We start from the raw sequence: 15,481 nt of genomic DNA, 5'->3' as shown, positions 1-15,481 counted from the left end.
ATCGTGAATGCCCACGGCGTCTGTCGAAGGAAATCACTTGCCCGGTGCGGCGGCAGGACCGGCCGGGACAGCTGCGATGCCTTTGGGCTGGACAAACGACAATGACGTGACGAAGCTGGCCGTATCGAACGGCTTTCCATCGCGTTCACCTGAAGCTTTGTCGGTGAAGTGGGCTTCGATGACATAAGCGCCGCTCCAGGGCAACTCGAAGCCGACGAGTCCCTGTTCGCTGGAGGTCGCTTCCTTCGTCCAGCCCGACGGGATGACGGCGGACACTTTTACCTTGGGCGCGGGCTGGCCCTTGTAGAAGACCTTGAACTGTCCGGGCTGCCCGGCCGGGACGATATCGAACGTCAGCTTAGGCTGCCGTTCCGCGAAATCCGTGACGTACCGTGCGGCGGGCGTCCAGACGGTGCGGGTCACCTTGCCGTCGCGGTTGGTTTCAAAGATCGGATAGTTTGCTTCTTCCACTACGATCGACTCTCCCGTTGCCGCTGTGCCCGAGAGGACGAAGCCTTGCGGAGTCTTGTCGAGTTTCAGTGCCCGCTCGCCGTCCTTAGTGAGCAGCGTCGCGGTCGGGGCGACAAATTTGTCCAGCAGGCCGGGAGAGGTCTCGCGCAGATTGTCGGCGAACTCGCCGAATTGCAGGGTGGCCGTCTTGCCCTCGTGCTCGATCCATACCTGGTGAGCTTGGACGATAGGCGCAACAAAGACAAAAGAGGCGAGGGCGAACTGCAGCAATTTATTCATGGAGCACCTTAAAGTATTCCCGCCGATGCAAGACACAAAAGCGGGACGCGTTTCGATTAATAAAGATTGTTCTAATTAATAATTGAGAATTATAATGCGAAGCATTCTCATTTACAAACAAAAACAGGAGCAAGTAATGCATCGCAAGAAGGTGAGATCCCGGGCTATCCCGTCAATGAAGAAAGGGCGCGGTAGCCGAAGCGTGGAAATACTCTGCGCTACCGCCATGCTGATTTCACCTCTGTCTTCAACCTTGGGTCACGCCCAGACGGCACAGGGCACGGCGGCAAAAGAAGCAAATGAAGCAAAAGCAGCAGCAGGGGAGGACGCCATGCTGCCGACCGTCACGGTCAACGCGAATGCGGATGCGGACACGGCCACAACCGAAAATTCCGGCTCATTCACGACGCGCGGCGCAACCGTATTCAAGGGCGTAGAGTCGATCCGCGATATTCCGCAGCCGGTTACCGTGATAACGCGGCAGGTAATGAACGAGCGCGCATCGATGGATCTGCATGACGTGCTGCAATACACGACCGGCGTTGCCGTCGACTATACCGATAGCGAGCGCGTCACCTATCATTCGCGCGGCTTCCAAATCGACGCATTGCAGATTGATGGGCTGACCATCAACCAGACTGGCTCGGCGTTCGTTCAGCCGGACACAGCAGTCCTGGACCGGGTTGAAATCCTGCGCGGTGCGTCCGGAATGATTCGCGGCTCGGGCAACCCGTCTGCAACCGTGAACCTGGTCCGCAAACGTCCGGCAAAGGCATTTCAGGGATCGGCTCAGCTGAGTGCGGGCTCCTGGGACCGTCGCCGGCTGGAAGCGGACGTGTCCACGCCCGTGAACGAGGCAGGTACCGTGCGGACCCGTTTTGTCGCGGTCAAGGACAAGAAGGACTTTTTCCAGGATGTGAAGCAGGAGGACCGGGAGGTGTTCTACGGCGTCGTCGAAGCCGACCTCGGCCCGAATACCACACTTGCCGCAAGCCTGCAGCACACCGACCTGAAGGCGACCGGCGCATGGGGCAACCTGCCGCGCAATTTTGACGGCAGCTCGCTGAACCTGCCGCGCAGCACGTATCTCGGATCGGACTGGAACACATGGAACCGTGAAAACCAGCAGGCATATCTCGAACTGCTGCACCGTTTCGACAACGACTGGTCCATCAAGGCCAACGCTGCCTATACCAGGCTCAAGCTGAATGACTTCAAACAGACTTATTTCACGCGCAATTCCACGACCAATCCCTATCTGTTCAGCGTCGCGTCGGCGCAATACATCGGTGCACAGAGCGACCAGATTTCAGCCGGGATAACCGCCAATGGGCCCTTCGGTTTTCTGGGCCGAAAACACGAACTGGTGGTCGGGGCCGAAACCGTGCGTAACAAGTCGCGCGACAGCTGGGGCAGGGGCAGCCTGTACCCGCAGACCGTTGATATCCGCACATTCGATCCGCACTCGACCTATGCGGAAAGGTTTATTGACCTGTCGGGTGTTGCACCGAGCAAACCTGTCTATATAGACCAGCAAGGCATCTTCGCCACGGCACGGTTTTCGATCACTGATCCACTCACCGCCATCATCGGTTCGCGAGTGAGCTGGTATGAGTACGATTCGCGCGTACCGCCGGCCAATGCCTCGGTCGTCACCCGCAGCAAGAACAACGGTGAAATCACACCGTATGCAGGACTGGTGGTCGACTTTACCAAAGAGATCAGCGGCTATGCGAGTTATACCGAGATTTTCACTCCTCAGACAGTCTTGAATGCCAGCGGCAGCGTGTTGAATCCCGTGACCGGCGAGGATTACGAGATAGGGCTGAAAGGCGAATTCCTCAACGGCAGGCTCAATGCCTCGATGGGGCTGTTCCGCATCAACAACACGGGCAGATCCGTTGAAGATACGACATCAATCAATCCTTGCCCTCCGTCGAACCTTACCGGTTACTGCCGCGTGGCAGGCGGCGAGCAGCGCAGCGAAGGATGGGAGTTCGAACTGGCCGGCGAGGTGGCGCGCGGATGGCAGGTGTTCGGCGGCTACACCAACACCCGCACCAAGCACATCAGAGATACGGCAGCCAACACCGGCCAGCCGCTGCGCAGCATCGATCCGAAGCACCAGTTCCGCCTGTTCAGCACGGTCAGCCTGAATCGCCTCGTCCCGGGGCTGACCGTTGGCGGCGGCATGCAGATTCAAAGCGATTCCTACGTCACGGCAGGCAATATCACCTCGCGTCAAGGCGGCTATTCGGTCTACAACGCAATGCTGGGCTACCGAATCAACAGAAACTATTCACTGCAGGTCAACGTGAACAACCTTTTCGACAAGGTCTACTACAAGAAAATAGCGGCCACGGGCATCGCCAATTACTATGGAGACCCCAGGAATGTAATGGTGACGCTGCGCGGGGATTTTTAGGCGTCGACGGCACCACCGGCCATGCCTGAAGACGTATTCAAGGCGCGGTCCGGCGACTCATGTCGGCCCGCCGTCTGGATTGTGCATGGGGATTCGGACGGCACCGTTGCGGCATCGACGCTCGCCGCGCCGCCGTCCATTAAGGCCAAGATATTCCGTTTGAAAGCGATATGAATATTCGATAGAGCTGCGTGACCTAAAATGAAGCACGCATTGAAGCACGCATCGCGGATGCGTTTAGAAATTCATGGATGATCAATAGAACGCTGGCCGAATCAGCCGTCGGCGAGTTGCAGGAGGCAACCCGCACGAAGGCGAAATGATACGGGTGACCTGCGGTTTAGAAGTCCAGCGATGCCGACACGACCAGTGTACGCGGGGCACCCTGGACCAGATATCCTGCGCCGGGGTATCCGCCTGCAGAAGCCCAATAGCGCCGGTTCGCCAGGTTCTCGATCTGGCCGCGCAGCGTAACGGCCTGTTTGCCGAACATCGTGACATAGCGCACTCCGGCGTCGAGGCGTGTCCATGCAGGCACTTCCTGCGTATTGGCCGCATCGGCATATTGCGAAGCCGTATAAACGACGCGACCATTCAACGCCAGCCCCCTGACGCCAGGCACATCCCATTCCGCGCCGAGATTGGCCTGAACATCGGGAACGCCGATCACGTCATTGCCGTCGGTCGTGCCCAGACCGGTGCGTTCCTGCTTGGCGTCGAGCAGCGTTACGCCGCCCAACAGCCGCAAACCTCGCGCCGGCGCACCGTAGACGGAAAGCTCCAGGCCTCGGTTCTTTTGTTCGCCATCGATGCCGAACAGGTTCGTGGTCGGATCCAGCAAACCCATCGGCTGGCTGGTGGTGAACAGCGCAGCGCTCAATCCGTAATTGCCGGCGTCGTATTTCACACCAATCTCTTTTTGCCGGGAACGATATGGATCGAACACCTGGCCTGCATTGCGGGCAGTCGCACCGGCGACAGGACCCTTGCTCAGCGCCTCGATGTAATTCGCGTAGAACGAAAGCTTGCTGCTTGCCTTGAAAACCACGCCTGCCACCGGCGTGACGGCGCTCTCGTCGTAGCTTGCCGTGCCTGCGCCAGTCGTATAGTCATAGCTGTCTTCGCGAATGGTCTGGTGGCGTGCGCCCAGCGTCACCAGCAGGCGGCCCTCGGCCAGCGCCAGAGTATCGGCCAGTGCCACGCTGGAGAGGCGGGTCTTTCGGGTTACGAGAGGATCGGAAAGCGTGCCGCCGAGGACAGCGGTCGCCGGGGGCGGGGCGGATGCAACGGGGTTATACAGGTTCGAGGTGATGCCGTTGAAAGTGCTCAGCGCATAGGCGTTGCGTTCCTCGGCGTGGAACGTCGATGCGCTCGCGCTCAGGGTATGCCCGATGGAGCCTGTGCGCAGTTTGGCGCGGATGCCGAGTTCGCCGGTATACACCGTGTCCTTGCGGGCATTGTCGAAGCGGTAGGCGTGCGTGTCGCCCGCTGCGTTGAACACTTCGGGGTTGGCGAGGCTATTGTTTTCCCTGCCGCGCCGGGTGCCTGCCGCCGCCCATGCGATGACGTCCTGCGTCAGATCGTATTCCCCGCGCACGGTGCCGAAGACATCGCGCTCGTCCGAATACGACCATGGCTGCGCATAGTTGGCCGATGCCCTCGGCACCGAAGGCACGGCCACGCCGTCAGCAACATCGACGCTCGGTCGCGCCCGGTCAAGCTTGTGATTCTGGTAGCCGGCGTCGGCGGAAAGACGGAAGTCGCGGCTGCGGTGATCCACGCCCACGGAAAACAGATTGAGTTCGCGCCGTTCATCGTCGATCGCCGTATCGCCGCCACGATGCGCGGCATTGATGCGGATACCCGTGCTTCCATCCGGTCCGAAGCGGCGAGCGGTATCGGCGGCGATGTATTTCTGGCCGCCGCTGTCGATGCCTGCGGTGGCCTGCGTCAAGGGTTCGTTCGGTGCACGCTTGGGCACGAGATTTATCATGCCGCCGATGCCGCCGCCGCCCGGAGCGGCACCGTTGAGGAAGGCATTGGCGCCGCGGAATACCTCGACCCGTTCCAGCAGCTCGGTGCTGACGAATTGCCGAGGCAGCAAACCATACAGGCCGTTATAGGCGAGATCGTCGGAGTTGACGGGAAAGCCGCGGATGACGTACAGCTCCTGGTAATTGCCGAATCCCCGCGCGACGCGAACGCCCGGATCATTCTGCAGCACATCGCCCACGCTGCGCGCCTGCTGGTCCTGTATCAAGGCCTGTGTATAGCTAGTGCTGCTGAATGGCGAATCCATGATGTCGATATTGCCAAGCAACCCGAGACGTCCGCCGCGGGCGACCTGGCCACCACGATATTCGGCGGGTAAGCCGGCGGACGACGCGTCCGCTGACGCCTTGACTTGTACGGTCGGCAATACCGTTTCGCCTTTGCTTGCTTCTTCTGCGGTTTGAGCCCGGGCAACGCCGGCGGCGCCGCAAAAGGCGAGTGTGATGGCGATGCTGAGGGAGGACTTCTTGAACTGGGGCGTTTGCATGGAAATGGGGTTCAATCTCTAATAATACGAATCATTATTATTTAGATTAAACTATACTGATCGATGTTACAAGCCAATATTGAATTGCAAGACATCGATTGCCGTCCGACTATGTCATTCGGCTGCCACGAACTTTTGCTTTCAAGACATTCCTATGACCGCTACTGCCATACGCCGCTGGGCCTGGATCCATAAATGGAGCAGCCTTGTCTGTACCGTTTTCATGCTGCTGCTTTGCCTGACGGGGCTGCCGCTGATCTTCCATCACGAGATCGGTCATCTGCTGGGTACCGAAGTCGAAGCGCCATCGCTGCCGGCCGACGCGCCGCGCGTCAGCCTCGACCATGTGCTCGATGTGGCAAAGGCGCAGTTTCCCGGGAAGGAGGGCATGTTTGTCTCCCAGGAAGCGGATGATGACCGCGTCTGGTACGTGACCCTGTCCGATACCCCGACGTCAGACAGGGATCTCAAGCAGGTGGCAGTCGATGCGCGCACCGGCGAAGTCTTGGCCGAACCGAAGCTGGATGAAGGTTTCATTCATTTGATGTTCAAGCTGCATGTCGATCTTTTCGCCGGCCTTCCCGGCACGCTATTCCTTGGTTTCATGGGATTGCTGCTGTTCGTGGCCATCGTGTCGGGCGTTGTTCTCTACGCACCCTTCATGCGCAAGCTGGATTTCGGCACGGTGCGGCGCGAAAATTCATCGCGCATCAAATGGCTGGACTTGCACAATCTTCTGGGCATCGTGACGCTGGTGTGGGCCAGCGTCGTGACGCTCACCGGAGTGATCAATACGCTGGCCGACCCGCTCATCGACCTGTGGCGCTTAGACCAGGTGAGCGAAATGATCGAACCGTACAAGGGGCAGGCGCCGCCATCCCGATTCGGTTCGCTGCAGCAGTCGGTCGACGCGGCAATGGCATTGGAGCCGGACATGAAGATCGGGTTCATTGCATTTCCGGGAACGACGTTTACGAGTCCGCATCATTACGGCGTTTTCCTGCGCGGCGACTCCTCCCTGACGTCACGGCTGTTCAGGCCGGTCCTCGTCGATGCGCAAACCACGAAGGTGACGGACAGCCGCGATCTTCCCTGGTATGTCACGGCACTGCTGGTGTCGCAGCCGCTGCATTTCGGCGATTACGGCGGCATGCCGATGCAGATCCTATGGGCATTGCTGGACATTGCAACCATCCTGGTGCTCGGTAGCGGCCTGTACCTCTGGCTGCGCCGCGGCGGCTGGACATCGAGCGCCGACATCGGCATCGACACGGAAGATGCATCCATGCAGGCTCGGCATACGGGCATTGCAAGAAGAGAGGCAAGATGAAACCTGACTTCATTCGCACGTGGGGCTGGCCTCTGGCTATCGGACTGGCAACCCTGGTCGGCTTATTGGCTGCTCTGGTCGCTGACGGATTTTGGGACTGGCTGTCATCCGCGGCGCTCAGTATCCCGGTTGCTGTATCGGCGTGGCGCGGCATTGAATGGGGACGGGGGCGAGTGGTGAGTCGTCGCGCCACATCGGAATAGCGTTCGGAAGTGGTATTGAATAAAAACCCGATACCGCGATTGAGAATGTTGACGAAGTCCGATCGTTTCTACGCGCTTTAATTGTCGCGCATGCTCGCAGCCAGCTCGCGAAGTCGGTCCGCGAATAGCTCGATCAAACGATGGGAGGGCGCGTCGGTAAGAAAGGAAAGACCGACCGCGGAACGGGTTACGCTGGTATCAATCTGCACCTGCATGATGTCGCCTTCATCCAGGTCGGACTTGACGACGCCCAGTGGCACGAACCAGACCGCGTCACTGCGCCGGACTAGTTCGTAACCCACTGCCTCGGTCAGCGTGTTGATCTGCGGGCGGGGCACCGCGACCCCGGACGAGATGAAGAATGCTTCCGCTGCCTGCCGTATGGTGGTCCCGGTAAGCGGGAGGACCAGTGGATAGCGGGCAACCTGTGAAGGGTCGGGTGCCGTCGACAGCAAGGGGTGGTTGGGCCGCACAGCCAGGATCATGGGTTCCGTATACAGGGTTTCAAACGACACCCTATACATTTCGGCAGGGTCGGGCAATCGTCCCAAGACCAGATCTAGTTCACGTGCGCGCAGACGCTGGAGCAATTCGCTGTTCAAGCCTGAATGAACATTGACGACCAAATGCGGAAACTCCGCCTGCATGCTTAAGATCGCGGACGGTAACAGAAAGGCGGCGGCAGTCGGCAGCACGCCGATGTTAACCTGCTTGGCCAGACTGCTTCCTTGATCAAGCGCCAGAAAACCCTCATGCAATGCGCCGAAGGCACGTGTTGCGGATGCAAGCAGGGTTTCGCCCTCCGCCGTCAGTTGAAGGCCTGCGCGACGGCGGGAAAACAGACGTGTCCCGACCATTTCCTCCAACTCCGACACGCTCTTCGAGACTGCGGAAGGCGTTTGCGAGAGTGCATCCGCAGCCTTCTGCACACTACGGTGACTCGCTACCGCCACCAAACACTGAAGGTGGCGCAGGCGCAGCTTCGAATCGAATAATTGCCCCACTTGATTTCCCTGAGCTCAATTTACTAGGTAAAAACGATCAGCTTATACCAAGCCCGATCTTCTATGATGGTCATAATCGAAACTTGCAAGAATTAACTTGAGGTTACGTGAACTTCTTTCCTTCATTCCTCCCTTCAACTAGTGGTTCACCGCGCGGTGGCAAGCAATGACCAACTTCGTCTTTATCCTCGCCGACGATCTCGGCTATGCAGACCTCGGCTGTTACGGCGGCCGCGAGAACGTTTCGCCCCACCTCGACGCCATGGCGGCGAAAGGCGTTCGATTTACGCAGGCTTACTCCAACTCGCCGGTGTGCTCGCCCACCCGATTTGCCCTCATCACCGGACGCTATCAGTACCACCTGCGTGGCGCCGACGAGGAACCGATGACCGACCGCCTCCGCGGCAGCACCGAAATCGGCTTGCCGCCGCAGCACCCGACGCTAGCCTCGCTGCTGCGGGATGCCGGCTATCGCACGGCGTTGGTGGGAAAGTGGCATCTCGGCTATCCGCCTCACTTCGGGCCCCTGAAAAGCGGCTATGAGGAGCACATCGGACCGTTGTCGGGCGGAGTGAGCTATTTCAGCCATGTCGACCGTGGCGGCAAGCATGACCTGGTCGAGAACGGCGAGCCGGTCAATCATGACGGCAAGTACTTGACCGACCTGCTGAGCGAGCGGGCTGCCGACTATATCCGGCGGCGCGCCGACGACAGATCTCCGTTCCTGCTCAGCCTGCACTACACCGCCCCGCATTGGCCATGGGAAACGCGAAGCCAAGGCAAGGCCAATCCGGAAACCGACAGGGACATCACTCACAAGCACGGCGGATCCATCCATGTCTATCGGCAGATGATCCGGGAGATGGATGAAGGTATCGGTCTTGTCATGAAGACGCTGGACGAGTGCGGACTCGATGATGACACCATCGTTGTCTTCACCAGCGACAACGGCGGTGAGCGCTTCTCCGACAACTGGCCTTTAGTAGGCGGCAAGATGGATTTGACAGAAGGAGGCATACGAGTACCGTGCATTGCGCACTGGCCCAAGGGGATCGCACCCGGCACGGTTTCGAACCAGACCGTCATCACGATGGACTGGACAGCAACCATGCTCGAAGCCGCCGGCGTAAAGGCAGACGAGCGCTATCCAATGGAAGGCATGTCATTGCTGCCAATCTTCAAGGAGCCGCAGCTTTCCATGCCGCGACCCATGTACTGGCGCATGAACTACCGCCGCCAGCGCGCAATGCGGGAAGGCGACTGGAAGTATCTGGCTATTGAAGACAAGGAATATCTGTTCAATCTGGCCTCTGATGAACGCGAACGCGCCAACCTGGCAACTCGGGAGCCGCATCTGCTGCAATCCATGCGCGAGCAGTACGAACGCTGGAGCGCGGAAATCCGCCCATGCGATCCAAATGCGTATATCGGGCTGGTCTATACCGAAAAGGACATGCCGTCCCGTTGACTGGCGCGTCGAAGACTGCAGTCACAAACAACATCGATCATTAAAAAAGGAGACATCATGACCCATCTGAAAAAATTCATTACAGCCATCGGCGTCGCTGTTTGCGCCCACGGCGCAGCCCATGCTCAAAATGCGCCTGGTTATCCATCCGAGCAGATCAAAATCTACGTTGGTTCTGCTCCCGGTGCGCCGTCGGACGTCGTTGCGCGCGTGTTAAGCGACCGCTTGGCCACGCGCTTCAAGCAGACCACGATCGTGGAGAACCGACCTGGAGCCGGTAACAACCTCGCGGCGGTACAGATCGGAAAGTCAAAGCCGGACGGTCACATGCTTCTGGTCAGTCCGGACACCATCGCTACCGTTAACCCGCATGTTTATTCCAGCAACGCCATGGCCGACCTCGTGCCGGTCTCGCTGTTGGCAAGCTTCAGCCAGATGCTCGTATGCGGCAGCCACGCAAAGGTCTCCAGCATTGACGACCTGGCCAAACTGGCCAAAAAACAAAGCGTGACTTATGCGTCGGGTGGCGCAGGGGTGCCCGGGCACCTTGCAGCGGAAATGTTCCTCACTGCCACCGGTATCGAAATGAACCACATCCCATACAAGGGACCAAGCCCGGCAGCGGCCGACGTGCTGGCCGGCCATGTCGACTGCGGCTTTCTGACTACTCCGGTAGTGCTGCCGCATGTGAAGTCGGGTCGACTGACGGCGCTCGCGGTCTCAAGCGCCAAACCGTCCCCGCTTGCGCCCGAGGTGCCAACCCTGGCAAAGGTCAGTGGCAAGCCCGAGATCGACGCAACCTTCAACCAATACCTGTTTGTGCCAAAGGGCACGCCGGCGCCGATTGTCAAGGAACTTGAGCGTGCAGCGGCCGAGATCTTCCAGGATCCGGCTACGCAGTCGAAGCTTGCCGCCCTGGACTTGCTAGCGATTGGCAGCAACAGCGTAGACGCTGCGAAAACACTCAAGATCGATGTCGAACGATGGGCGCCGGTGGTCAAGCGCTTGAATCTGAAACCGAACTGATCTTCAACGCCTTCTTATTCCGCACGGGTGCCTTGCCCGCATCCAGTGCAAGCCGCAGTCGAACTTCCTGAAGTGATATGACTGCGGCTGTTCAAAGCCATATGCCGAGATTCCCGGCGTTAAGCGGAATGCAGGCACTACTTCAAAACGCAGGCATGAAGCCGGCATTGAATCCACCGTGCAAATCCTGGGTGATCTTAAGGATCAGGCCGCTTGCTCTCGCTCTCGCCTACAGGTAAGTTCTTTGCGGGAAAATCTTCACTCGAGCTGCCGACGCTATTTGCCGTGTAGGATTAGGCAAAAAATTGGCCGGCTTCCGGCAACCGGGAAAGAAGCCCCGCTCCGATACTGACTGCTCCCAACCGACCAAGGAGCTAGACATGAGGAAAATCGCAATCATTACTGGTGCAAGCCGTGGCTTGGGCCGCAATACCGCTCTCAACATCGCGCGTCGTGGTAGCGACGTCATCATCACATACCAAAACCGCGAACATGATGCCCAGGCGGTCATAGCAGAAATAGAGGCGATGGGGCGCAAAGCGCTTGCCCTCCGGCTTGACGCGAGTGACAGCGCGGGGTTTCCGGCATTTGCCGCTAAAGTGCGTTCCGCCTTGCAGACCACCTGGCAGCGCGACACCTTCGATCATCTTGTCAACAATGCCGGACATGGTGAAATGGCCTTGTTCGAAGACACCACGGAAGCGCAATTCGACAAACTGTTCAATGTGCACGTCAAAGGCGTATTCTTCCTTACCCAGGCCCTGTTGCCCTTGCTCGCCAACGGTGGCCGAATCGTTAACCTGTCAAGCGGACTTACCCGCGTTTCGTATCCGGGCTTTGGCGCCTACTCCGCGGCGAAGGGAGCGATCGAGGTATTGAGTGTTTACCTTGCCAAGGAGCTTGGAAGCCGAGGCATCGCGGTCAACACGGTTGCGCCGGGCGCCATTGAGACTGACTTTCTGGGTGGTGCCGTTCGTGACATGCCGGACCTGAACAAAGGCTTCGCACAGATGACCGCCTTGGGACGGGTTGGAGTGCCAGACGATATTGGTCCAATGATCGCAAATCTTCTCAGCGAAGACAATCGCTGGATCAACGCCCAGCGTATCGAAGTCTCCGGCGGGCAGGTTATCTGACAGGGATGACGCATCGACGGGCCAGCGTGGGCCGGCCCATCGATGCAGATTGCCTTGGTAGAAAACCTCACGCAATTCGTGCAAAACAGCGGAATTGAGCAACGCAGACATGCGAAGGATAAGAGGCGCCCAGCTACGCCATTGCATTCATCCGGCCGCTTGCGGCGCGCATGTCCCGAACCGGCGGCAAGCCAAACATTCGTCCATATTCGCGAGTGAACTGATGCACACTTTCATAGCCCACCTCGAACGCTGCATTGCTGGCATTCATCCCCTCTGCCAGCATTAACCTCCGAGCTTCAATCAAGCGCAGTTGCTTCTGAAACTGAAGCGGCGTTAAAGACGTAACTGCGCGAAATTTCTGGTGAAATGAAGATGGGCTCATGCCCGCCACTTCCGCCAGTTGCTCTATGGACAGGCGGCGGTTATATTCCGCACGAAGAAGTGCAATGGCACGTGCCACCCGTCGGACATGACTGTTCGGGGAACCAAGGCGTCGAATGGCCGCCCCGTGCCGACCGGTGAGTAGCCAAAAATGGATCTCGCGCAGCAGCGGCGCCTGCAGAAGTGGTATTGAAGCCGGTCGCTCAAGCAGGCGCATCAATCGCAACGCCGAGTCCGCCACTTCAGCATCGGTTTGTTCCTGTGCTACAGGCGGGTAGGCGGTATCATCCAATGAGGTCATTTCGGCTGTAAGATCGGCGATCAATGCAGCGTCCAGGTCCAGGACGAGTGAAAAATATGGAGCGCCAGCATCCGCCTTCGTAATCTGGCTGGCAGTCGGCACGTCTGCAGTGATTATCAATGAATCACCGGCACAAAAATCGTAGGACTGTTTCCCTATTGCCACATGCTTGGCGCCCTGCAACACCAAACAGGCCAGTGGTTTTTGAATCGCATAATTCAATTCTGTCCGACGTGTCGCGCAGATGGTCGTCAGGCCTGGAATAGGTGTCCGGCCGACCCCTGTATTGTCAGCATGAGCTTCCGAATATCGACGTACTGCATTGAGAAGTGTGTCTGCCATGAACTGATTTTATACGATTCATTGCGTCACGCCTCAACCCTCGTGACGACGGTGTCCGCGTGTAGGAATAGGCAAAAGAGGAAAAAAGTTCTGGTGCCAGGCGCAGGGCCCGCGCCGGGATACTAACCGCATCCGCACCCGCTTAACAGCGCCTTATCCATCTTGCCTTCCTCTAAGTCAGGGCAGTCAGGCAGGATTTGACATTCGCTTCCCGATATATACGGTGGTCACCACGGCGACACAGAATCCGAGCGTCAACATGTCCAGGGTTTCTCCAAGCAAGGGCACTGCGAACAGCATCGCAAAAAAAGGCTGGAGCAACTGCACCTGACTTACCCTGATAGCGCCGCCAACGGCGAGAGCCCTGTACCAGGCAAAGAGGGCAAGCCACATTGAAAACGTGCCGACGTAGGCAAAGCCGGCCCAGGCCGAGGCACTGATGGCCACGCTGGGCCAGCTCACGATGGCAAGCGGAAGGGATACCGGCAAGGCGACCACCGTAACCCAGCAGATGACACGTTCGGCGCCTAGTTTCGGCGTGAGCAGCGCGCCTTGTACATAGCCGATCGATGCCGCAAGCACGGCGGCAACCAGAAGGAAATCCGCCCATTCCAGACGAAATGCCGATTCGGTCCACATTGACCGGGCGATCGAGTACACCACCACAAGCGCGGTGCCCAAAGCCGCGCAGAACCAGAAGGCAAACGTCGCGCGCTGGCGAAAGGTAAGCGCGGCGACCACCGCAGTGACCAGCGGCAGAAGTGCCGTAATAACCGCAGCATGGCTTGCCGATACACTGCGCAATGCAATAGCGAGCAATAACGGATAGCCGATGACGTTGCCTAACGACGCAACCACGAGCGGCTTCCAATGCATCCGTTCAGGCAGCGGCGCACGCATAAGAACGAGTAGCATCAGAGAAAGACCCGCTGCAACTACCGCGCGTCCGAAGGTTACAAACCAGGGAGACAGCTGCGGACTCAGAAGTGACCCAGTCGCCATGCGCGTCATCGGCAGCGTCAGGCCGAATAGCATCATCGCAAACAAGCCTAGCCACATTCCCTTTGCATAGGGGCTCAATCCGTCAATGCGCAACAGGAAAGGCTTGATCATCAATGTCCCTGGATGTCCGATAGGGCCTCGCCACATCCAATGATGGCGAGTGCGCCGCCGACGACTTCGCCCCTTATCCAGTGCCGACGCCGCGATTCGTGCCATGTACTTTCACAACACAAAGGCATCCTTACATCGGATGCGCCAATGACGTGACCGGAAAATCAATGAGCCGAAGACAGGACCACCGGGATTTCCGTTGCAGGAGGAGTATTCCGGCTACGCCCGCAACGGACAATGCCGTCAATCATTACCATGCCCACCCCTGGAATGTCTCCAAGCTGGACACTGTCGAGCAGGTCGCGTCCGGCTGAATGCTGTGCCTTGTCCATGAAGACGAAGTCCGCCGCGCGCCCGACCTCGATCAGGCCGCAATTGAGGTCGCGGATGCGCGCGGTGTTGCCCGTGGCGAAACAGAAGACAAGCTCCGGCGGTATCCGGGCCAGGCTGGATAGCAAGGACACCATGCGCAGCATGCCGAGTGGCTGGACGCCGGATCCGGCCGGACCGTCCGTGCCGAGGATTACCCGGTGAGGACACTTCAGTTGAATGGCGGTTTGCGCAGCCGCGATCGCAACCCGTTCATTGCCGTTATGAACGATCTCAATGGCACGGCTTGAACGCTCGCACAATTCGCAGACATGTGCCTCCGGCAACGAGGTGTGGCCGCCGTTAATATGGCCGATAACATCCGCATCCGCCTCAAGGACGACATCCTTGTCAATCAGTCCTGAACCGGGAATAGAAGGGCCACCCGTGTGAATCGTGCTCTGGATGCCATATTTGCGCGCCCATGCCACCATCATCTGCGCTTCCTCACCAGCCTTGACAGAGCCGAGGCCGACTTCGCCGAGAAGCTTGACGCCGGCTTGGGCAAGCTCCTTGAAATCTTCTTCCGTCATGCCTTTCTCAATAACTGGTGCGCCAGCGATGACCTTGACTCCGCCCGGACGAAAATTGTCAAATGCGCGCTGGGCCGTGATGGCAAGCGCCTTCAGGCCGACAATATCCTTGGGGCGGCCGGGAAGATGCACCTCACCGGCGGAGATCATGGTGGTCACGCCGCCATGCATCGTCGAGTCGATCCATCCCAATTGATTCTGGCGCGGTGTCCAGTCCCCGAATACAGGATGCACGTGGCTGTCGATCAGCCCCGGGGCGACACAGGTATTGCGCGCATCGATGACAGTGTCCGCATGGGCCGTATCGCAGTCGCCGTATGCGCCTACTGCCGTGATCAGGCCATCTTCCACGATGATGGTATTGGCCTGAAGGATAGGCTGATCGATGTCTCCCGATAGCAGGAGACCAATATTCTTGATGACGACCTTGCCTGACTTCTGGACGCTTGCTGCATCTGCCATTGCATTTCTCCTTGTATGAACCCTGCCTTGACCGGAATACGCTGCCGTGCAAGGCGAACTAGCGATTGCTCACCCGAACCGATATGTGCAACAACT

At 58.6% G+C, this 15,481-nt stretch carries 11 protein-coding genes; 5 read left to right on the top strand and 6 right to left on the bottom strand.

The window, feature by feature from the left end; genetic code table 11:
- Positions 1-33: 33 nt before the first annotated feature.
- Positions 34-750, bottom strand: a complete 717-nt coding sequence (locus RY831_RS19000) for a cobalt ABC transporter substrate-binding protein (RefSeq protein WP_326507957.1) — start codon at positions 748-750, stop codon at positions 34-36.
- Between the two features lie 331 nt (positions 751-1,081).
- Here RY831_RS19000 and RY831_RS18995 point away from each other — a divergent pair, with 331 nt between their 5' ends.
- Positions 1,082-3,175, top strand: a complete 2,094-nt coding sequence (locus RY831_RS18995) for a TonB-dependent siderophore receptor (protein WP_326507956.1) — start codon at positions 1,082-1,084, stop codon at positions 3,173-3,175.
- 340 nt (positions 3,176-3,515) lie between these two features.
- Here the strand turns inward: RY831_RS18995 and RY831_RS18990 are convergent, their stop codons facing one another.
- A complete protein-coding gene (locus RY831_RS18990) occupies positions 3,516-5,714 on the bottom strand; it encodes a TonB-dependent receptor (RefSeq protein ID WP_326507955.1) in 2,199 nt (732 codons plus the stop codon).
- A gap of 154 nt (positions 5,715-5,868) precedes the next feature.
- Here RY831_RS18990 and RY831_RS18985 point away from each other — a divergent pair, with 154 nt between their 5' ends.
- Positions 5,869-7,044 carry a PepSY-associated TM helix domain-containing protein gene (locus tag RY831_RS18985; protein ID WP_326507954.1) on the top strand — a complete coding sequence of 392 codons (1,176 nt, stop codon included), beginning with the start codon at positions 5,869-5,871 and terminating at the stop codon, positions 7,042-7,044.
- 280 nt (positions 7,045-7,324) lie between these two features.
- Here the strand turns inward: RY831_RS18985 and RY831_RS18980 are convergent, their stop codons facing one another.
- A complete protein-coding gene (locus RY831_RS18980) occupies positions 7,325-8,251 on the bottom strand; it encodes a LysR substrate-binding domain-containing protein (RefSeq protein ID WP_326507953.1) in 927 nt (308 codons plus the stop codon).
- Positions 8,252-8,417: 166 nt separating this feature from the next.
- Here RY831_RS18980 and RY831_RS18975 point away from each other — a divergent pair, with 166 nt between their 5' ends.
- The 3 genes from RY831_RS18975 to RY831_RS18965 all read left to right on the top strand — a co-directional run bounded on the left by RY831_RS18975 (position 8,418) and on the right by RY831_RS18965 (position 11,881).
- Positions 8,418-9,719 carry a sulfatase family protein gene (locus tag RY831_RS18975; RefSeq protein ID WP_326507952.1) on the top strand — a complete coding sequence of 434 codons (1,302 nt, stop codon included), beginning with the start codon at positions 8,418-8,420 and terminating at the stop codon, positions 9,717-9,719.
- Positions 9,720-9,776: 57 nt separating this feature from the next.
- A complete protein-coding gene (locus RY831_RS18970; protein WP_326507951.1) occupies positions 9,777-10,745 on the top strand; it encodes a Bug family tripartite tricarboxylate transporter substrate binding protein in 969 nt (322 codons plus the stop codon).
- 380 nt (positions 10,746-11,125) lie between these two features.
- A complete protein-coding gene (locus RY831_RS18965; protein WP_326507950.1) occupies positions 11,126-11,881 on the top strand; it encodes an SDR family NAD(P)-dependent oxidoreductase in 756 nt (251 codons plus the stop codon).
- 133 nt (positions 11,882-12,014) lie between these two features.
- Here the strand turns inward: RY831_RS18965 and RY831_RS18960 are convergent, their stop codons facing one another.
- From RY831_RS18960 to RY831_RS18950, 3 genes are all read right to left on the bottom strand, one after another.
- Complete coding sequence (locus RY831_RS18960; protein WP_326507949.1) at positions 12,015-12,908, bottom strand: AraC family transcriptional regulator; 894 nt, start codon at positions 12,906-12,908, stop codon at positions 12,015-12,017.
- A gap of 186 nt (positions 12,909-13,094) precedes the next feature.
- Positions 13,095-14,021: a DMT family transporter gene (locus tag RY831_RS18955; protein WP_326507948.1), complete on the bottom strand. Its 927-nt coding sequence runs from the start codon at positions 14,019-14,021 to the stop codon at positions 13,095-13,097.
- Positions 14,022-14,185: 164 nt separating this feature from the next.
- Complete coding sequence (locus tag RY831_RS18950; RefSeq protein ID WP_326507947.1) at positions 14,186-15,385, bottom strand: amidohydrolase family protein; 1,200 nt, start codon at positions 15,383-15,385, stop codon at positions 14,186-14,188.
- Between the last annotated feature and the right edge of the window lie 96 nt (positions 15,386-15,481).

It is taken from the genome of Noviherbaspirillum album (assembly GCF_035916955.1).
In the GTDB taxonomy this organism is placed as follows: domain Bacteria; phylum Pseudomonadota; class Gammaproteobacteria; order Burkholderiales; family Burkholderiaceae_D; genus Noviherbaspirillum; species Noviherbaspirillum album.
This window is presented reverse-complemented; position numbering and strand designations above follow the sequence as displayed.